This is a genomic window from Rhizobium sp. BK196 (genome assembly GCF_014193255.1).
Taxonomy (GTDB): domain Bacteria; phylum Pseudomonadota; class Alphaproteobacteria; order Rhizobiales; family Rhizobiaceae; genus Rhizobium.
In genome coordinates this window covers 226056-243196 of record NZ_JACHZB010000008.1, presented here as the reverse complement: position 1 = coordinate 243196, position 17141 = coordinate 226056, and the positions used below count along the sequence as shown (strand labels likewise).

The 17141-nt window shown below is 61.0% G+C and carries 19 protein-coding genes; 9 read left to right on the top strand and 10 right to left on the bottom strand.

Translation table 11 applies throughout. The annotated features are described in order from the left end of the window. The first annotated feature begins 43 nt into the window (after positions 1–43). Positions 44–472, top strand: a complete 429-nt coding sequence (locus tag FHT78_RS24100) for a DoxX family protein (protein ID WP_183749090.1) — start codon at positions 44–46, stop codon at positions 470–472. 71 nt (positions 473–543) lie between these two features. Here FHT78_RS24100 and hisG read toward each other — a convergent pair whose 3' ends face one another. The 3 genes from hisG to hisS form a co-directional block, all read right to left on the bottom strand. After that, the gene (hisG, locus tag FHT78_RS24095) at positions 544–1239 is read right to left on the bottom strand and encodes an ATP phosphoribosyltransferase (RefSeq protein ID WP_183749089.1); all 696 of its coding nucleotides are present in this window, start codon (positions 1237–1239) and stop codon (positions 544–546) included. Further along, a complete protein-coding gene (locus FHT78_RS24090; RefSeq protein WP_183749088.1) occupies positions 1236–2357 on the bottom strand; it encodes an ATP phosphoribosyltransferase regulatory subunit in 1122 nt (373 codons plus the stop codon). Before FHT78_RS24090 ends, hisG begins: the two co-directional genes overlap by 4 nt. A gap of 180 nt (positions 2358–2537) precedes the next feature. Then, on the bottom strand, positions 2538–4109 hold the full coding sequence (hisS, locus tag FHT78_RS24085) for a histidine--tRNA ligase (RefSeq protein ID WP_183749087.1): 1572 nt from the start codon (positions 4107–4109) through the stop codon (positions 2538–2540). A 135-nt stretch (positions 4110–4244) separates the two neighbouring features. On the opposite strand from hisS, the gene FHT78_RS24080 reads away from it, so the two are divergent. The 3 genes from FHT78_RS24080 to FHT78_RS24070 all read left to right on the top strand — a co-directional run bounded on the left by FHT78_RS24080 (position 4245) and on the right by FHT78_RS24070 (position 5828). After that, complete coding sequence (locus tag FHT78_RS24080) at positions 4245–5003, top strand: hypothetical protein (protein ID WP_183749086.1); 759 nt, start codon at positions 4245–4247, stop codon at positions 5001–5003. Positions 5004–5043: 40 nt separating this feature from the next. Next, on the top strand, positions 5044–5403 hold the full coding sequence (locus FHT78_RS24075) for a hypothetical protein (RefSeq protein ID WP_183749085.1): 360 nt from the start codon (positions 5044–5046) through the stop codon (positions 5401–5403). Between the two features lie 68 nt (positions 5404–5471). Then, a complete protein-coding gene (locus tag FHT78_RS24070) occupies positions 5472–5828 on the top strand; it encodes a DUF305 domain-containing protein (RefSeq protein WP_183749084.1) in 357 nt (118 codons plus the stop codon). A gap of 60 nt (positions 5829–5888) precedes the next feature. On the opposite strand, the gene FHT78_RS24065 is transcribed toward FHT78_RS24070, so the two are convergent. Further along, a complete protein-coding gene (locus FHT78_RS24065; protein WP_183749083.1) occupies positions 5889–6938 on the bottom strand; it encodes an aldo/keto reductase in 1050 nt (349 codons plus the stop codon). Between the two features lie 239 nt (positions 6939–7177). Here FHT78_RS24065 and FHT78_RS24060 point away from each other — a divergent pair, with 239 nt between their 5' ends. After that, on the top strand, positions 7178–7882 hold the full coding sequence (locus tag FHT78_RS24060) for an HAD family hydrolase (RefSeq protein WP_183749082.1): 705 nt from the start codon (positions 7178–7180) through the stop codon (positions 7880–7882). Positions 7883–7946: 64 nt separating this feature from the next. On the opposite strand, the gene FHT78_RS24055 is transcribed toward FHT78_RS24060, so the two are convergent. Both FHT78_RS24055 and FHT78_RS24050 read right to left on the bottom strand, forming a co-directional pair. Then, positions 7947–8432, bottom strand: a complete 486-nt coding sequence (locus FHT78_RS24055; protein WP_183749081.1) for a hypothetical protein — start codon at positions 8430–8432, stop codon at positions 7947–7949. Next, positions 8429–9058 carry a DNA-3-methyladenine glycosylase I gene (locus FHT78_RS24050; RefSeq protein ID WP_183749080.1) on the bottom strand — a complete coding sequence of 210 codons (630 nt, stop codon included), beginning with the start codon at positions 9056–9058 and terminating at the stop codon, positions 8429–8431. The genes FHT78_RS24055 and FHT78_RS24050 overlap by 4 nt, the downstream gene beginning before the upstream one ends. Before the next feature lie 210 nt (positions 9059–9268). Between FHT78_RS24050 and FHT78_RS24045 the strand changes: the two genes are divergently transcribed. The 3 genes from FHT78_RS24045 (at position 9269) to FHT78_RS24035 (ending at position 11628) form a co-directional block, all read left to right on the top strand. Continuing rightward, positions 9269–10021: a L,D-transpeptidase gene (locus tag FHT78_RS24045; RefSeq protein WP_183749079.1), complete on the top strand. Its 753-nt coding sequence runs from the start codon at positions 9269–9271 to the stop codon at positions 10019–10021. Positions 10022–10156: 135 nt separating this feature from the next. Further along, positions 10157–10828 (top strand): L,D-transpeptidase, encoded by a 672-nt coding sequence (locus FHT78_RS24040; protein ID WP_183749078.1) that lies wholly within the window; start codon positions 10157–10159, stop codon positions 10826–10828. 119 nt (positions 10829–10947) lie between these two features. Next, the gene (locus FHT78_RS24035) at positions 10948–11628 is read left to right on the top strand and encodes an outer membrane beta-barrel protein (protein WP_183749077.1); all 681 of its coding nucleotides are present in this window, start codon (positions 10948–10950) and stop codon (positions 11626–11628) included. Between the two features lie 21 nt (positions 11629–11649). Here the strand turns inward: FHT78_RS24035 and FHT78_RS24030 are convergent, their stop codons facing one another. The 4 genes from FHT78_RS24030 to FHT78_RS24015 are packed head-to-tail and all read right to left on the bottom strand — an operon-like array spanning position 11650 to position 16094. Further along, a complete protein-coding gene (locus tag FHT78_RS24030) occupies positions 11650–12090 on the bottom strand; it encodes a hypothetical protein (protein WP_183749076.1) in 441 nt (146 codons plus the stop codon). Positions 12091–12140: 50 nt separating this feature from the next. Beyond that, the gene (gene glcF, locus FHT78_RS24025) at positions 12141–13451 is read right to left on the bottom strand and encodes a glycolate oxidase subunit GlcF (protein ID WP_183749075.1); all 1311 of its coding nucleotides are present in this window, start codon (positions 13449–13451) and stop codon (positions 12141–12143) included. A gap of 1 nt (position 13452) precedes the next feature. Further along, positions 13453–14658: an FAD-binding protein gene (locus FHT78_RS24020; RefSeq protein WP_183749074.1), complete on the bottom strand. Its 1206-nt coding sequence runs from the start codon at positions 14656–14658 to the stop codon at positions 13453–13455. Continuing rightward, a complete protein-coding gene (locus tag FHT78_RS24015) occupies positions 14655–16094 on the bottom strand; it encodes an FAD-linked oxidase C-terminal domain-containing protein (protein ID WP_183749073.1) in 1440 nt (479 codons plus the stop codon). The genes FHT78_RS24020 and FHT78_RS24015 overlap by 4 nt, the downstream gene beginning before the upstream one ends. A 136-nt stretch (positions 16095–16230) precedes the next feature. Between FHT78_RS24015 and FHT78_RS24010 the strand changes: the two genes are divergently transcribed. After that, positions 16231–17127, top strand: coding sequence for a LysR family transcriptional regulator (locus FHT78_RS24010; RefSeq protein WP_183749072.1), 897 nt, complete (start codon positions 16231–16233; stop codon positions 17125–17127). Positions 17128–17141 lie beyond the last annotated feature (14 nt).

Sequence of the window (17141 nt, the reverse complement as noted above, 5' to 3'; positions counted from 1 at the left end):
CGGGGCATCAAGACCTCAAAAGCTATTCAACGGAGCAACGTCCATGTCGAATACGAATAACGCCCTCATCCTTCTCGCCCGCATTCTTCTGTCCTTCATGTTCATCCTTGCCGGCTTCGGCAAGATAACCGACGCTGCCGGTACTGCAGGCATGATCGCCGGTGCCGGCCTGCCGGCAGCAACCCTTCTGGCCTATGTCGCAGGCCTCTTCGAACTGCTGGCCGGCCTTGCTGTTCTCACGGGCTTCCAGGTCCGCATTGTCGGCTGGCTGCTCGCCGGCTTCTGTGTCTTCACGGGCGTTGTCTTCCATCTGCCCTACGCAAGTGGCACGGAACTCGTGAATATCCTCAACCAGATCATGGTCATGAAGAACATCACACTGGCCGGCGCTTATATCCTGCTCGCCACCGTCGGTGCCGGTGCCTATTCGATCGACGCACGCCGCGGTCTGCAGGCCGTCGCTGCCCGTTAATTCCATTTCCTCCCAAACATGCAAAACCCGCCGTCTTCCGACGGCGGGTTTTGCATGTTCAGTAATAGGATTCAGAGAACCGAGCGGACAGCCTCGACGATCGCCCTCACCGTGGGCGTATCGGCGTGGGCATCCTTGCGGGCACGCACGAGGCAAGCTTCCGAGCGCAGGATGACGCCATCCGAGAGCACCTTGAGATGATTGGCCCGCAGCGTCGATCCTGTCGAGGTTATATCGACGATGATGTCGGCTGAGCCGGATGCCGGCGCGCCTTCGGTAGCGCCGAGGCTCTCGACGATGCGGTAAAGCTGGATGCCGTGCTGACTGGAGAAGAACTGCTGGGTCAAGCGCCAGTATTTCGTGGCGATAGCCAGGCGACGGCCGTGACGGGCGCGGAAATCGGCAGCGACATCCACCAGATCGGCCATCGTATCGACATCCAGCCAGATTTCCGGCACCGCAACGACGACGTCCGCATGTCCGAAACCGAGCCGGGCGCAGAATTCGACGCGCTTGTCGGCTTCCGCCAGTCCCTCGCGCACGAGGTCCTCGCCGGTAACGCCGAAATCGATAGAACCGTTGCCGAGCTCGCGGGAAATCTCCGAGGCCGAGAGGAAGGCGATCTCCACATCGTCCCAGCCCTCGACGCGGCCGCGATAGGAGCGGTCATTGCCGACGGCGTAAATCTTCAGACCGGCGCGCTCGAAGATGGCTGAGCAATCGTCCTTCATGCGGCCCTTGGAGGGAAGCGCAATAGTGATCGTCATGCCGCGGCCCTTTCGGTTTCGATCCGGTCGAGCCAGAGGGAGAAGCCGACGGCGGGAATTCGGTCCTTCGCTCCGAGGAAGGTCATCAGCTTGTCGAAACGGCCGCCGCCGGCGAGAACCGCCGAGGAGCCTTCCACCATCGCCTCGAAAACGAGACCGGTGTAATAATCGAGCGGGCGACCGAAGGCAGCCCGGTACTCGATAAGCGAGAGATCAACACCGGCATTGGAGAGCGCCGCCACGCGGCCGTCAAAGCGCGCCAGCGCATTGCCGAGCTTCAGACCGGCTGCGTCGGCAAAATGCGACAGTGCCGCGGAAGCATTGACGAGCGGCACGTTGAGCGACAGGAACTGCTCCAGCACGTGGAAAGCGGCGTCATCCAAGCGGGTCTCGGAGAGGACGAGCTTCTCCTTGAGGCGACGGGCAATCTCCTGCGGCGAGCGGCTGGCATTGGTGGAATAGCCGGTCGCCTGCATCGTCTCGTGGATATAGGCAATCAGCGCCGCCTCGTCGTCCTGGCCAACAAGACCAGCGACCTTGTCGTCGAGGCCGGTGACGAATTGCGGGCTGACGAGGCTCGCCAGCAGGCTCTCCAGCTGGATCATGTTGCCGAAGGCGTGGATCAACCGCTTCTGCCAGCCGAGCGGCAGGCCGAGCGCCTGCACAACGGCTTCGAACACCGCCTGATCGCCGATCGTGACCGACAGATGCCGACCGGGCAGCAGGCGTGAGAGTATGCCGACCGCATCGCCGATCGCGCGGGCATCGGCGCTCGCGATATTGATATCGCCGAGATCTTCGATGCCGGCCTGATAGAATTCGTTGCTGCCATCGCGCCGCTGGCGGAAAACTTCGCCGAGGTAGGAGTAACGCTTCGGCGTGCCCGTCGCGCTCTCGATATGGCGGAGACACACGGGAATAGTGAATTCCGGCCGCAGGCAGAGGCTGGCGCCGGTTTCGTTTTCCGTCATGAAGATGCGCCGGCGAAGATCTTCACCGGCAATATCCAGAAAGGGTTCGGCCGGCTGGATGACCGGCGTGTCGATGCGCTCCGCCTTGCGGGCGGAGAATTCGTCGAGCAGTTCGCCGGAGAAATCAGGGAGGTTGATCAGAGGCATGGGCTTGACTTCCCGCTTCTCCCCAGCGGGGAGAAGATGCCCGACAGGGCAGATGAGGGGGATGAGGAGTGTAACCGACGAATGTCTTGAGCGGCGAGCGAAGGACAGCTTTTACCGAGCGGCCCCCTCATCCAACCCTTCGGGCCACCTTCTCCCCGGGGGGAGAAGGGGAGATTCCTCTCAAACTTCGTCATCGATGTCACCGGTTTGAGCGGGATCATATGGAACAACGAAGCCGCTGGCAGCCCTCTTCCGATCCTCCGCCTGGGCGACGAGGATTTTCTTCACCTTGGCGACGAGATCGGCTTCCGCGACGGTTTCCTGGGCGACACGCGCCTCGCGCCAGGTCGTGTTGTCCTCGATCTCGCCCGACAGGCGCTTGCCCTCGATGAGATCCTTGATCTGCACGACACCCTGGGCGCGCTCGTCGCCGCCCTGGATGATGGCGATCGGGCAGCCGCGGCGATCGGCATATTTCAGCTGGTTGCCGAACTTCTTCCAGTTGCCCTGAAACATTTCGGCGCGGATGCCGGCTGCGCGAAGCTCCTGCGTGAAACGCTGGTAGCGGCCCATGGCCCCGACATCGCCGTCCATGACGGTGACCAGCACCGGCTCGATAATGTCCTGCTGGCCAAGCTTGCCGAGGTTCTTCAGCGCCGTCATCAGGCGCGAGACGCCGATGGAGAAACCGGTCGCCGGAACCGGCTGGCCCATGAAGCGGGAAACGAGACCGTCATAACGGCCGCCGCCACCGACAGAGCCGAAGACGACCTTCTCGCCCTTTTCGTTGGTGACATCGAATAACAGCTCGGCCTCGTAGACCGGGCCGGTATAATATTCGAGGCCGCGGACGACGGAGGGATCGATCTTGATGCGATCGGCCTGATAGCCGGCGCTGGTGACGAGCGCGCCGATGAAATTCAGCTCCTCGACGCCTTCGACGCCCTTCTCGGTTCCGGCGACCAGTTCGGCGAGCTGGGCAGCACTTTCTGCATAGTCCTTGATGCCGACGAAGAAGAGAACTTTCTCGATCTGGCTCTGGTCGAGACCGGCGCCCTTGGTGAAATCGCCTGATTCATCCTTGCGGCCAGGGCCAAGCAGCAGGGCCACACCTTCCGGGCCGAACTTGTCGAGCTTGTCGATTGCGCGCAGCACGTTGAGACGCTGGCCGGCCTTGTCATCACCGCCGAGGCCGATCGCTTCCAGCACGCCATCCAGAACCTTGCGATTGTTGACGCGGATGACATAGTCGCCGCGCTTGATGCCGAGGGCTTCCAGCGTATCCGACATCATCATGCACATTTCGGCATCAGCCTGAACGCCCGGTGCGCCGACCGTATCGGCATCGAACTGCATGAACTGGCGGAAACGGCCTGGACCCGGCTTCTCGTTGCGGAAAACATAGCCGGCGCGATAGGTGCGGTAGGGAAGCTGGATCTCGTTGAAACTTTCCGCGACATGGCGGGCGAGCGGCGCCGTCAGGTCGTAACGCAGCGACATCCACTGCTCGTCGTCATCCTGCAGCGAAAAGACGCCCTCGTTTGGGCGGTCGCTGTCCGGCAGGAACTTGCCGAGCGCGTCAGTATATTCAAGCAGCGGCGTTTCGACCGGATCGAAACCATAATGCTCATAGACCTCGCGGATCTTCGCAGTCATTTCATTGACGGCGCGGAGATCGGCTGCGGAGCGGTCAACAAAGCCGCGCGGAAGGCGGGCCTTGAGCTTTTGCGGTTTCTTCTGCTTGTCGTTCATTTCGGGGGATTTCCACATATGTGACAGTGGCGGTTTCCTAGCGGATTGGGCGGTTAGCGGCAAGGGCAAGGGTCTTGATATGGCGACCAGAATCGATTGAACGATGCGGAAAGAACCTGTCATCAGGATATCGTCATGATCGCGGAAGCGCTTCAATATCTCGCCACAGCAGCGCTTACGGGCAGCGCCCACCGCCGCTTCGCGCGCTCTTCAGTCAATCTCTGGTCGCGCGCTGGCCGCTGCAGCCGGGATTGGGCAGCCCATGAGGCCAACAGCAAGGAGGCCATTTCCACCGCGATATCAGGACTCACGCAGCGGCGGACCGCTGTCGTGCTCGGCTCCGGATTGCTCCGGGACGTGCCGATCGAGCAACTGGCCGAGAGCTTCGATACGGTGGTTCTCGTCGACCTCGTGCATCTGGCGTCCGTGCGCGTGAGGCTGAAGGGCAAGCGCTATCGGAACGTGCGGCTGATCGAACGCGATCTGTCCGGCTATGACGACCTGGCGGCAAGGCGAGAGCCGGAGCCGCTCGGCTTCCTGAGAAGCGTTCCCTACCTCGACTTCGTCGTGTCCGCCAACCTGCTCTCGCAGATCGGCCGGGGCGTTAAACGGCGATACGAAGCCGAAGCCTCTGCCGGAATGCCGGCGGATACAGTGGAGCGCCTGATCGCGGCGCATATTCAGGGGCTGGCAGACCTGCCCTGCCGGACCTGTCTCGTAACCGATATCTCCTACACCGTCATTGATCGTACCGGCAAGGTACATGAGGAAGCCGACCTGCTGCACGGCGTTAAGCCACGTGAGGTGAAAGCCCGCTGGGACTGGCCCGTCGCGCCATTCGGTGAGGAGAGCCGTGACTACCAAATCCTGCACAAGGTTATTGCCTCCTGGTGAGGTCCTTGGCTTTTGGCCTGCACCCACCTATGTTTTTCCCATGCGCGCTTTCGCCCTCATGACGATGTTCTTCGGCTGGCTGGTCTACAGCACGATGTCCGCATGGGCCGGCTGTCCGACCTGCGCGTCGATGAATATGGCAGTTCAGGCTGAAGCCAGCGCGGCGCATCTCCACGTGGTGGCGAATAGCGGCACGGCTGCCAAAAACAATTCCGCCAAAGATCCCTGCGCCATGGGTGCCGCCCATATGCCGCTCTGCGCCGCCTGCATGGTGGTACCGCCGGCCTATTTCATTGCCGATGGCGGCAAGGCGGTTTTCGCATATCCGGCTCCGGCGCCCGACCGGGCATTGAGGGACAACAGGCCCACACCGCAGGCGCCGCCTCCCCGCTTCATCTGATCAGCACTTCGCAGAACGGCAGCTGCTCGCTGCCATCGGAACCGATTTCAGACAGAGGAAGGATACTCATGTCTCTGAAAATTATCACCCTTTCGGCACTCGTCGCCTTTGCAGCGCCGGCCTTTGCCGAGGATATGTCGACGATGGACATGTCCAAGCACATGGGCGGCCATCCGTCCAGCCAGGCCTTCACAGAGGCCAATGACAGGATGCACAAGGATATGATGATCAAACTGAGCGGCGATACCGATGTGGATTTCGTCCGCAGCATGATCCCGCACCATCAGGGCGCGATCGACATGGCGAAGATCGAGCTGGAATACGGAAAGGATCCCAAGATCCGCAAGCTTGCCGAAAGCGTCATCAAGGCACAGGAGGCAGAAATCGCCGAAATGAATGCCTGGCTGAAGAAGCACGCCAAATAAGCGGTGAGGAATGCAGGGCCGCCATCGGAAACGGCGGCCCTTTTGTTCCAACCTGTTTTGTTAAGCCTTGGGCTCGAAATCGACCGGGCGGCGGCCGGCAGCCTGACGGGCAAGCATCCAGCCCGGGTATTCCGGAGCGAGAGCGCTGACCTCATCAAGTTTCTTGATCTCCTCGGCATCGAGCTTCAGCTTGACGGCCGCGAGGTTCTGGTCGAGCTGGTCGACACGCTTGGCGCCGATGATCACGGTCGTCACGAAGGGCTTGGCAAGGATATAGGCAAGCGCAACGGTAGCGACGCTCACGCCATGCCTTTCAGCGATTTCGCGCATGACGGCGACACAGGCCCAGGCCCGGTCCTTGTCGACAGGCGGGAAATCGAAATTGGCGCGGCGTCCCTCGCCATTGCCGGGTGCGCCCGGACCATATTTGCCCGAGAGCAGGCCGCCGGCAAGCGGCGACCAGACCATGAGACCAAGCTTTTCTTCCTGCAGCAACGGAACGATATCCCGTTCGAGGTCGCGGCCCGCTATCGAATAATAGGCCTGGACGGTCTCAAAACGCCCGTAATCCTTGCGTTCGGAAATGCCGAGCGCCTTGGCGATGCGCCATGCCTGCCAGTTGGATACGCCGACGTAACGCACCAGCCCGCGGGACACGAGATCGTCCAGCGCGCGCAACGTCTCGTCGATCGGGGTAACCGGATCGGTGGCATGGATCTGGTAGAGATCGATATGATCCGTCTGAAGGCGCTTCAGGCTCGCTTCGACGGAATCCATGATGTGGCCGCGCGAGGCGCCACGATCGTTCGGCTTGTCGCCCATGACGCCATAGACCTTGGTGGCGATGACGACATCCTTGCGCGGAACACCGAGGTTCTTCAGTGCCTGGCCGAGCAGCCGCTCGGATTCACCGAAGGAATACACGTCCGCGGTATCGATGAAGTTGACGCCGGCATCCAGCGAGCGCTGGACGATTTCATCGGCCGCCTTCTGGTCGACATCGGCGATGGCGCCCCAGGGGGTACCTTCCTTGGCTTCACCGAAAGTCATGGTGCCAAGGCAGATTTCAGAGACGAAAAGTCCGGTATTTCCGAGTTGATTGTAACGCATGTCAAGAAATTCCCTTGTGTCTGCCGCAATAGGGGCTTGCGGACTGCTGAACTCTATTTTTGATTATTGGCCTGCGCGTAACAGGCACAGCCGGAGCTGGCTGCAAGGTGAGGCAAATTTCATGTAGGTCGCGAGCAGCGTTTTTCAACGGAACCCGATTCCGTGCAGAGCAGCGGCAACGCCCTTGTCTCGACACAGGCCAGGAATAGATTGCCCGCCACATTTTAAGAGGTGCGCATATGACCGCCCGACCATTGACGACGATCGGCTTCGATGCCGACGACACGCTCTGGCAGAACGAACATTATTATCGGCTGACGGAAGAGCATTTTACCAGGCTTCTTGCCGATTTCGCCGATGGAGCAAAGATTTCCGAACGGCTTCTCGAGGCGGAGAAACGCAACCTTGCCCATTACGGTTTCGGCATCAAAGGCTTCACGCTGTCGATGATCGAGACGGCGATCGAAATCACCGAAGGAAAGGTGCCGTCGAGCGTGATTGCCAAGATCCTCGACACCGGACGCGACCTCCTAACCCATCCGGTCGAGACCCTGCCGCATGTGCGCGATACCCTGGAAACGCTCGCCGGAAAATATCTGCTGGTGCTGATCACCAAGGGTGACCTTTTCGATCAGGAGCGCAAGCTCGCCCAATCCGGGCTTGGCGACTTCTTCGATGCTGTCGAGATCGTTTCGGACAAGACGGCGGTCACCTATCGGCGCATCTTCTCCAAGGTTGGGGACGGGCCGGAGCGGGCGATGATGGTCGGCAATTCGCTGAAGTCCGATATCGTGCCGGCCATTGCCGCCGGCAGCTACGGCGTCTTCGTGCCGCATGAACTGACCTGGGTCCTGGAGCGCGTCGAGGAGCCGAAGGATGCGCCGCGCTTCCGCAAGATCGTCCATCTCGGCGAGCTTCGCGGGCTGATCGACGGGTTACATTAAGCTCATTGTTCTCGCGCAATTCCGAACGCAAAACGGCTGCACCACCTTTGCTGGAGTTGCTGGCTTATTTCCGCTTCGGAAAGAGCGACGGCTGCTCCTGCTGGGGAGGTGTCGGTTGCGTCGGCTGGGGTGCTGCGGCAAGCGGTTCGATCAGGATACTATAGGGGGCACCCAGCCCGCGACGGGGAGAGACCTTGGAATAATAGGGACGCAGCAGCCAGGTGGCGTTTTCCTTGACCGTCGTCTCGTAGCTCGTGCCGTCCTCGTCGGTGCCGAAAAAAGCCTCATCATCGGGCTTCGACAGGTCGAAGATCGCGAGAAAAGCGAATTTGCTCTTCGTTTCGAAACTGATCTTCACGTGCTGGCCGGGTCGCACCGGCAGCATATAGACATGGCTGTTGCCGAACTTGGTCCAGCCTTTCAGCTGCATGGTCACGGCCGGAAATTGCAGCTTTTCGAGCTTCTCGCCGGGATCAAGCTGCGGCGTCTGCGCAAGGGCAGCGGGGGCGGAGAGCAAAAGAGCTGCGGCAACTGTGAGAGCCGATTTCATGGACGCACCAATGTTGCGCGCATCGCCTCCACTTCGGCGCGGCAGAAGCAGCCTTCGAGATGATCGTTGACGAGACCCATAGCCTGCATGAAGGCATAAACTGTGGTCGGTCCGACAAAGGTCCAGCCGCGCTTCTTCAAATCCTTGGAAATCGTGACTGACGTAGCGGTCGTCGGGTTGGCGACGATATGCTCCCGGTCGACGATATCCGGCCGATCCTCGGGGCGAGGTTCATAGCTCCAGAAATAGCGCGCTAGCGAGCCGAATTCGCTGCGCAGATCGATCGCGCGCCGGGCATTGTTGATCGTCGAGACGATCTTGCCGCGATGTCGGATGATCCCGGCATCGGCAAGGCAGCGAGCGATATCCTCGTCGCCGAAGCGCGCCACTTTTTCGAAATCGAACCCGGCGAAGGCGGCGCGGAAATTCTCGCGCTTGCGCAGGATCGTCAACCAGGAAAGGCCGGACTGAAACCCTTCGAGGCAGATCTTCTCGAAGAGCCTGATGTCGTCAGTCACAGGCCTGCCCCATTCCTCGTCGTGGTAGCGCAGATAGTCAGGGAGATTCGCATGCCAGTGGCAGCGGCTTCTGCCGTCCTCGCCGATGATGATGCCGGTTTCGCTCATGTTTTTATCTCGTTTTGCGGCTGCGAATCCGGCTTTACCATTTGCAAACCTTCTTTCCAAACCGAACGGTAACCCTGACGAAAAGTTTATCCGGCCGTTCGTCTTTTAATGAATCGACATTTACCATTCGCTGGCGGACGCAGTGGCAGCATGACCGGAGGCGGATAATTCCGCCAGCCCATTTTCGGTCATTTGTAGAGAGTTCGTCCGATGATGAAACCCCTTGTTCTTGCCGCAGCCATGCTCGGTATTCTTTCCACGGCCGCCATTGCAGACGACCGCTACGCTTCCCGTCCACCCGTGGTGCTGAGCCCCGACCTCACCGCCCCCTGGATCAACCAGCTCGGCGGCGGCAGGGTTCGTCCCGTCGTCTACCAGCGGCCGGTCGTCTACCAGCAGCGCGGCCTTTTCCAGCAGCGCCGGACGTATATTCAGAGCGCGCCGCAGCGGGCACTGCAGACGGTCTCAGCCGTCCGCCCCGGCATTCCCGTGGTACGCGGGCAGGTCGAGCCACAGTTCCTGCCGCAGCTCGTCGATTACGATAGCAAGGAAAGGCCCGGCACGATCGTCATCGATACCAATAATCGCTTCCTCTATCTCGTGATGGATGGCGGCAAGGCCCGCCGCTATGGCGTGGGTGTCGGCAAGCCCGGCTTCGAATGGGCGGGCGCCCACAAGATTACCCGCAAGTCGGAGTGGCCGGACTGGACCCCACCCTCGGAAATGGTGAGCCGCGAAGCCGCCAAGGGCCATTATCTTCCCGCCCGCATGGATGGCGGCCCGGAAAATCCGCTCGGCGCCCGCGCCATGTATCTCGGTTCCACCCTTTATCGCATTCACGGCACGAATGCGCCCTGGACGATCGGCAGCGCCGTCTCCTCCGGCTGTATCCGCATGCGCAACGAGGACGTGGTCGACCTTTACGATCGCGTCAATGTCGGCACCCGCGTGATCGTGATGTAAAAGCCGAATAACGGCCAGCGGACAGCGAGGACAGCCGTCCGCTGCCTAGAAAAACCGTCTCCCTCACCTCTCCGACTTGAAATTCAAACCGATTTGACTAGCCTCTACGCGGTCCTGAAGGAGAGGGTATCGAAAATGAAGCAGTTTTTTAGGCTCGCAGCGGCGGCTGCCGTTGCGCTGTCCTGTACGGTTGTGGCCGTCAGCGCGGAACCGGTGATGACCGCAACGGACGCAGTGCGCGGCGTCAAGCAGACCCGCGAGATCAAGCCACAGTTCCGCAAGCGTGTCGTCCGTCTTGCCACCAGCGAAAAGCCCGGCACTGTTATCGTCGACACCAACAACAAGTTTCTCTACCTCGTCGAAGGCAATAACCGCGCCACGCGCTACGGCATCGGCGTCGGTCGTGACGGTTTCGGCTGGTCGGGTGTGGTGACGGTCGGCCGCATGGCCGAATGGCCGAGCTGGACGCCGCCGGCCGAGATGCGCGCCCGCGAGGCCCGCGAGGGTCACAACCTTCCCGCCGTTCAGCCCGGCGGCCCGGACAATCCGCTCGGTGCGCGCGCCATGTATCTCTACAAGGGCGGCCGCGACACCATCTTCCGCATTCACGGCACGAACCAGCCCTGGACAATCGGCCTCAACATGTCCTCCGGTTGCATCCGAATGATGAATGACGACGTATCGCATCTTTACAACCGAGTCTCTGTCGGCACCAAGGTCGTCGTCGTCGGTCCCGGCAATAAGCAAGGCAATGTCGCCTTCCAGGACAAGGGAATTGATATCCTGCGCACTATGTTTGGCGGTTAGGCAACACTACCCATGAAAAATAAAGGCGCAGCAGGTGCGCCTTTTTCTTTTTTAAGACTGTGACACAGAACTCTGCCAAGAATTGAACTGATAGCCTTTCGGTACATCGAGGACATTCAATGGCATATGCATCGCGTCTTTCCACCGTGCTTCTGGCGAGCATTGCGTTTTCCGCACTTGCGTCGGTGGCTGGCACGGCTTCGGCTGAAGATCTGGAATTTTCTATTTACGGCGGCTACCAGACGGCGCCGCATAGCCACGTCGATGTTTCCGACGGCACGTCCTTCAGCGCCGGCTGGGAAGGCAAATCCTTCGGCAGCCCGCCCTATTACGGCGGCCGAGTCACCTGGTGGCTGGGCGACTTCAACCTTCCGAACTGGGGCGTGTCTCTCGACTATACCCATGACAAGGTCTATGCCGACGACGATACCATGGCGCGTTCGCCGGGATGGACGCATTTCGAATTCACCGACGGCCTGAATCTGGTGACGGTCAACGGCCTCTACCGATTCAAGGACCCGGCTCGCCGCTGGACCCCCTATCTCGGCGCCGGTGTCGGCGTGAATATTCCGCATGTCGAAGTCACCCGTCCCCAGGGCACGACCTTCGACTACGAATTCGGCGGCGTAACCTTCCAGGCACAGGCGGGCGTCGACTTCCGCGTCACCGACAATTGGTCGACCTTCGTGGAATACAAGGGCACCTATTCGCGCGTCGACGTTCCGATCGACAGCGGCGATCGCCTGAAGACAAACATCGTCACCAACGCCGTCAACGTCGGTATTTCCTACCACTGGTGATTTTGGGTGCAGGCTGCGGGACTATTTGGTGCCGCAGCTCACTTTGCCTTCGACGACGAAGAAGCTTGTGCTGCCTTCGATGCGCAAGGCATAAGTGCCGCCGAAATTCGCCGCAGTCTCATCGTGCTTGCCGGCGATCACCGCAAGATCCAGGGACTCGTGTTCGGCATCAGCGCCTTCGATCGTGAACACTTCCAGGCGCAGATCGCCATTGCGCGACCAGCGGTTCGTCAGATCCTTCGATTCGAGAATGCGCTTGCTGAAGCTCTTGGATTTATTGGCGTCCTTGAGCATCAGCGCGCCACGGAAATGGATCAGCTGGTGGCCACCGCCGTCTTGAAAAGCGCTTTCGAGCGTGAACCGCACGTCCTTGTCGTCTGCAGAACAGAAATACCTGGCATCGGCGCGCGCCGCACCAGCCGCGCCGAGCAATACGGCAAGCACCATCAATCCACGCCACATAGCCAAAACTCCTGAGGTCGACCCCGAGACCAGTCAATGAATCGGTGGTCTCAAGCTAGCGGCAAATCCCTTAATTTTTCAGGCACAGCACCGCCATAGGCCCAATCCAGAAGTTCGACGGTATGCAGGATCGGCGTGGCGGTACCAGACCCGATCTGGGTAATACAGCCGATATTGCCGGTGGCGATGATATCGGCCTTGGTCGCCTCGATGTTCTTTACCTTGCGGGCCTTCAAGGTTGCAGAAATATCCGGCTGCATGATGTTGTAGGTGCCAGCCGAGCCGCAGCAAAGATGGCCCTCGACCGGATCGCGAACGGTAAAACCTGCCACCTTGAGCAGGTGCTTCGGCGCCGTGGTGATCTTCTGGCCATGCTGCATGGAACAGGCTGAATGATAAGCAACCGTGATACCTTTCGGCGTGTGAGCGGGCAGATCGAGTCCGACAAGATATTCGGTGATGTCCTTGGCAAGAGCCGACACACGTGCCGCCTTGCCGGCATAGGCCGGGTCAAGGCGCAGCATGTGGCCGTAGTCCTTGATCGTCGTGCCGCAGCCGGAGGCGGTGATGATGATCGCGTCGAGGCCGCCAGCCTCGATCTCGCGGGTCCAGACATCGACATTGGCTCGGGCCGAGGCGAGAGCCTGCTCTTCGCGCCCCATATGGTGGACGAGAGCGCCGCAGCAGGCCTCGCCCTCGGGAACGACCACCTCCACACCCAATCGTGTCAGCAACCTGATGGTCGCGGCGTTGATGGCGGGATCAAGGACCGGCTGCGCGCAGCCGGTGAGGATCGCAACACGGCCGCGGCGCTCGCCCTGCGGTTCATGCCGGCCAGGGCGGGCAAAAGACGACGGCGTCGGAATATTGCGCGGCGCGAGCGCCAGCATAGCCGCGAACGGCTTCAACGCCGGCCCGCGCATCAGGCCGGCAAAGGGACGGCCGATGCGGGCAAGCGCAAGTGCTGCGCGAAAACGGCCGGGATAGGGCAGCACCGCGGCCAGGATGGCGCGCGTCGTCCGGTTCACGAACGGCCGCTTGTAGGTTCTTTCGATATGGACCCGGGCATGGTCGACGAGATGCATGTAGTCGACACCCGAAGGGCATGTCGTCGTGCAGGCAAGGCAGGAGAGACAGCGATCGATATGAGTGACGACTTGCGTATCCGCCGCGCGGCCGTTTTCCAGCATGTCCTTGATGAGATAGATGCGCCCGCGCGGGCTGTCGAGTTCGTTGCCTAGGGTCACATAAGTCGGACAGGTGGCGGTGCAGAAGCCACAGTGAACGCATTTGCGCAGGATCTGCTCGGATTCTGCTACATGCGGGTCGGCAAGCTGGGCGAGCGTGAAGTTGGTCTGCATTTCAATGTCTCGCCATCTTGCCCGGATTGAATATCCCTGCCGGATCGAACTTTTCCTTCACGCGGCGCGAGAGCATCGCCACCGCTTCCTCCTCTGGATGGAAGGCTGATATTGCCGCTCTGGCCTTGGAGGGTGCGCGGATCAGCGTCGCATGACCACCGCCGAGAGCCTTGACGAAGCGCCGGACGAGACTGGCTTCCGGATCGGCTTCCATACGCATCCAGACAAGACCGCCCTGCCAATCATAGGAAGCATCGACACCGGCTTCGAGCCGCAAGGCCGCAACGAGTTGATGGCCGATGGCCGGTGCCACGGAGACACGCCAAACTGGTCGCGCGGTTCCGTCGGCATAGGGCGCCACGTCGCGAATCTCTTGCCAAAGCTGCCGGCTCGCAGCCTGATCAAGCCTCGTAGCCTGGCCGAAAGGCGCCATCGCCGACATAAGCTTTGCGGCGCGCGAGTTCACCGAACCGGGCAGACCTTCGACGCGCAGCACGGTCGCCTCTCCCTCCGGCAGCTTGCCGCCGAGGAATTTCCAGGTCACGGTCAAGGGCAGATGCGCGGCGCCCGAAACCTCCACCGGCAGCGCCATGGCTGCCGCCATCGCATTTGCCGCCTCGGCGTCATTGAGACCAGAGATAATGACGGTCTCTTCGGTCTTGGCGCGCGGCGGCACCCGGAAGGTCACCTCGCTCAGGAAACCTAGTGTGCCATGCGAGCCGGAAAGCAGCTTCACCAGGTCGAGACCGGTGACATTCTTCATCACCCGGCCGCCGGCCTTGATGATTTCGCCGTGGCCATTGATGAAACGGATGCCGAGCAGACTGTCGCGCGCCGCGCCCGCCACGAAACGGCGCGGACCGGAGACATTGGCGGCAAACACGCCGCCGATCGTGGGCTCGCCCGATGTGCCCATCAGAGCGCGATGGTCCATCGGCTCGAAGGCCAGCATCTGACCATTTTCGGCAAGGGCCGCCTCGACCTCGGCAAGCGGTGTACCCGCTTTCGCGGTCATGACCATCTCACCGGGATTATAGGCGACGATACCGGACAGGCCAGTCGAGCGCAGGCGATCCTCCGCTTCAACCGCATTGCCGAAACCCGAGCGCGTATCGCCGCCACTGATGGCGAGCGCACGACCCTCTTGCGCATGTGCGCGGACGATCGCCGCGGCTTCTTCTTCGCTTGCAGGCACCAGATCGATCATGCGGCAGGACGCCCCTTGAGCGGGAAGACCTTGGAAGGATTCAGCAGCCATTGCGGATCGAAGGCGGCGCGCGCTGCCATCTGCTGGGCAAGATCGGCCTCGGAATATTGATGGCGCATCAGATCGCGTTTCTCGATGCCGACGCCGTGCTCGCCGGTCAGGCAGCCGCCGGCATCAACGCAGAGCTTCAGGATATCGTTGCCGGCCGCTTCGGCCTTGGCAGCATCCTCGGGGTCATTGGCATTGAAGAGGATCAGCGGATGCATGTTGCCGTCGCCGGCATGGAAGACATTGGCGACGCGCAGCCCGTAACCGGCGACGATCTCGGACGTCCGCTGCAGCACATACGAAAGCTGGCTCAGCGGCACGGTACCATCCATGCAGATGTAATCGGCAATACGGCCGGTGGCACCGAAGGCGGACTTGCGCCCTTTCCAGATCAGCGCCGCCTCGGTTGCCGACTGGCATTCGCGCACCGTCTTGACGCCATGGGTGCGGGCGATCTCGACGATACTTTTCAGCATGTCGTCCATTTCCGCCTCCGATCCCTCGACCTCGACGATCAAGAGCGCGCCGACATCGAGCGGGTAGCCGGCATGAGCGAAGGCTTCGCAAATTTCGATCGCCGGCTTGTCCATGAATTCGATGGCGACGGGAATGATGCCGGCTGCGATGACGTCGGCCACACAGCGGCCGGCCTCTTCGGAGCTTTCGAAACCGAAAAGCACCGGCCGGGCACCCTCCGGTTTTGCGATGAGACGTACCGTCGCTTCGGTGACGATGCCGAGCTGGCCCTCATGACCGCAGACAAGGCCCAGCAGATCGTAACCCGCCGCATCCAGAGCCTTGCCGCCGAGCTCGATCACCGTGCCGTCGGTCAGCACCATCTTGACGCCGAGCAGGTTGTTGGTCGTGACACCATATTTCAGACAATGCGCACCACCGGAATTCATGCCGATATTGCCGCCGATGGTGCAGGCAAGCTGCGAGCTCGGATCGGGTGCATAGAAGAAACCGTCCGCGGAGACGGCTTCCGAAATGTTGAGATTGGTCACGCCGGCCTGAACGACCGCGCAGCGATTGGCAAAGTCGATGTCGAGAAGACGGTTCATCTTCGACAAGCCGAGCACGACGGCGTCTTCCTGCGGGATCGCACCGCCCGAAAGCGAAGTGCCGGCACCGCGAGGAACGACCGGAATGCCATAGCGATGACAGTATTTCATGACAGCCGCCACTTCCGCCGTCGAGCGCGGCAGGGCGACGGCGAGCGGCAGGCGGCGGTAGGAAACGAAGGCATCCGTCTCGAAGGGCACGAGTTCGCGCGCTTCGTGAATCAGGCATTCCGGCGGCAGGAGATCGACGAGATCGGCAACAATTTCCTTGCGGCGCGCCAGAACGTCGGGGCGTGGAGCGAGAAACGAAATAGCGTCGGACATAGCGTTCTCCCTCGGCCAACATGACGGAGACCGATGGCACTTCCTCCCTGTCACCGGTTCTTCGGGCTTAGCACTTTCCCGAAACCGGCGCAAATGTTAAGCACTTATGCCAAAAGGGAAAAAGTTACAAAACCTTATGACCAATCTGGGTGATTTGGAAATTTTTGCCAAGGTCGTTTCGACCGGCAGCATGTCGCTCGCCGGCCGCGCGCTCGGCTTTTCCCCTGCTGTCGTTTCCAAGCGCATCAAGCGACTGGAGGACCGGCTCGGCACGCGGCTTCTGCAGCGCACGACGCGACAGATTTCGCTGACTGAAGCCGGCCAGGGTTTCTACGATCGCGTCCTCGGTATTCTGGCGGGGCTGGAGGAGGCAGAGTTCTACATTTCCGGGCGTTCGACGCAGATGCATGGCACGCTGAAAATCTCCGCTCCCACCTCTTTCGGCCGCATGCATATCGCGCCGCATCTGAAGGTCTTCATGGAAGCACATCCGGAGCTCACCATTAACTTGGTACTGACCGACGAATTCAGCGATATCGTCGGCGGCGGCTTCGATCTTGCCATCCGGATCGCAGAGCTGACCGATTCCAGCCTTGTCGCGCGCCGGCTGGCGCCCGTGCGTCGCGTGCTCTGTGCCTCGCCTGATTATGTCGCCGCCCATGGCATGCCCAAGCATATCGAGGAGTTGAAACAGCATCGCTGTCTGCCGGCTCATAACAATGATGTCTGGCGGCTCGACGGCCCGGATGGGGCCTTAAGCATGCGGCCCGAAGGCATGCTCATTACCAATTCCAGCGAAGTGATCCGCGAAACGGTCATCGCCGGCCTCGGTATTGCGCTGCGTTCCACCTGGGATATCGGCGAGGAGCTAAAAAACGGCAAACTCGTGCAGGTGCTGCCGGCCTATGAGGGTTCGCACAATGTCACGCTCTCAGCGGTTTATCCAAGCCGGCAGTTTCTGCCGGCCAAGGTTCGGTTGTTCATCGATTTTCTGGCCGAGCTCTACGGCCCGGTCCCCTACTGGGAGCGCTGAGGCCGGCGAGCAGG

What these genes read in the sequence shown, in the direction of transcription:
- FHT78_RS24100 (WP_183749090.1), top strand. Translation starts at nt 44, where the DNA reads ATGTCGAATACGAATAACGCCCTCATCCTTCTCGCCCGCATTCTTCTG.
- hisG (WP_183749089.1), bottom strand. Translation starts at nt 1,239, where the DNA reads ATGACGATCACTATTGCGCTTCCCTCCAAGGGCCGCATGAAGGACGAT.
- FHT78_RS24090 (WP_183749088.1), bottom strand. Translation starts at nt 2,357, where the DNA reads ATGCCTCTGATCAACCTCCCTGATTTCTCCGGCGAACTGCTCGACGAA.
- hisS (WP_183749087.1), bottom strand. Translation starts at nt 4,109, where the DNA reads ATGAACGACAAGCAGAAGAAACCGCAAAAGCTCAAGGCCCGCCTTCCG.
- FHT78_RS24080 (WP_183749086.1), top strand. Translation starts at nt 4,245, where the DNA reads ATGATCGCGGAAGCGCTTCAATATCTCGCCACAGCAGCGCTTACGGGC.
- FHT78_RS24075 (WP_183749085.1), top strand. Translation starts at nt 5,044, where the DNA reads ATGCGCGCTTTCGCCCTCATGACGATGTTCTTCGGCTGGCTGGTCTAC.
- FHT78_RS24070 (WP_183749084.1), top strand. Translation starts at nt 5,472, where the DNA reads ATGTCTCTGAAAATTATCACCCTTTCGGCACTCGTCGCCTTTGCAGCG.
- FHT78_RS24065 (WP_183749083.1), bottom strand. Translation starts at nt 6,938, where the DNA reads ATGCGTTACAATCAACTCGGAAATACCGGACTTTTCGTCTCTGAAATC.
- FHT78_RS24060 (WP_183749082.1), top strand. Translation starts at nt 7,178, where the DNA reads ATGACCGCCCGACCATTGACGACGATCGGCTTCGATGCCGACGACACG.
- FHT78_RS24055 (WP_183749081.1), bottom strand. Translation starts at nt 8,432, where the DNA reads ATGAAATCGGCTCTCACAGTTGCCGCAGCTCTTTTGCTCTCCGCCCCC.
- FHT78_RS24050 (WP_183749080.1), bottom strand. Translation starts at nt 9,058, where the DNA reads ATGAGCGAAACCGGCATCATCATCGGCGAGGACGGCAGAAGCCGCTGC.
- FHT78_RS24045 (WP_183749079.1), top strand. Translation starts at nt 9,269, where the DNA reads ATGATGAAACCCCTTGTTCTTGCCGCAGCCATGCTCGGTATTCTTTCC.
- FHT78_RS24040 (WP_183749078.1), top strand. Translation starts at nt 10,157, where the DNA reads ATGAAGCAGTTTTTTAGGCTCGCAGCGGCGGCTGCCGTTGCGCTGTCC.
- FHT78_RS24035 (WP_183749077.1), top strand. Translation starts at nt 10,948, where the DNA reads ATGGCATATGCATCGCGTCTTTCCACCGTGCTTCTGGCGAGCATTGCG.
- FHT78_RS24030 (WP_183749076.1), bottom strand. Translation starts at nt 12,090, where the DNA reads ATGTGGCGTGGATTGATGGTGCTTGCCGTATTGCTCGGCGCGGCTGGT.
- glcF (WP_183749075.1), bottom strand. Translation starts at nt 13,451, where the DNA reads ATGCAGACCAACTTCACGCTCGCCCAGCTTGCCGACCCGCATGTAGCA.
- FHT78_RS24020 (WP_183749074.1), bottom strand. Translation starts at nt 14,658, where the DNA reads ATGATCGATCTGGTGCCTGCAAGCGAAGAAGAAGCCGCGGCGATCGTC.
- FHT78_RS24015 (WP_183749073.1), bottom strand. Translation starts at nt 16,094, where the DNA reads ATGTCCGACGCTATTTCGTTTCTCGCTCCACGCCCCGACGTTCTGGCG.
- FHT78_RS24010 (WP_183749072.1), top strand. Translation starts at nt 16,231, where the DNA reads ATGACCAATCTGGGTGATTTGGAAATTTTTGCCAAGGTCGTTTCGACC.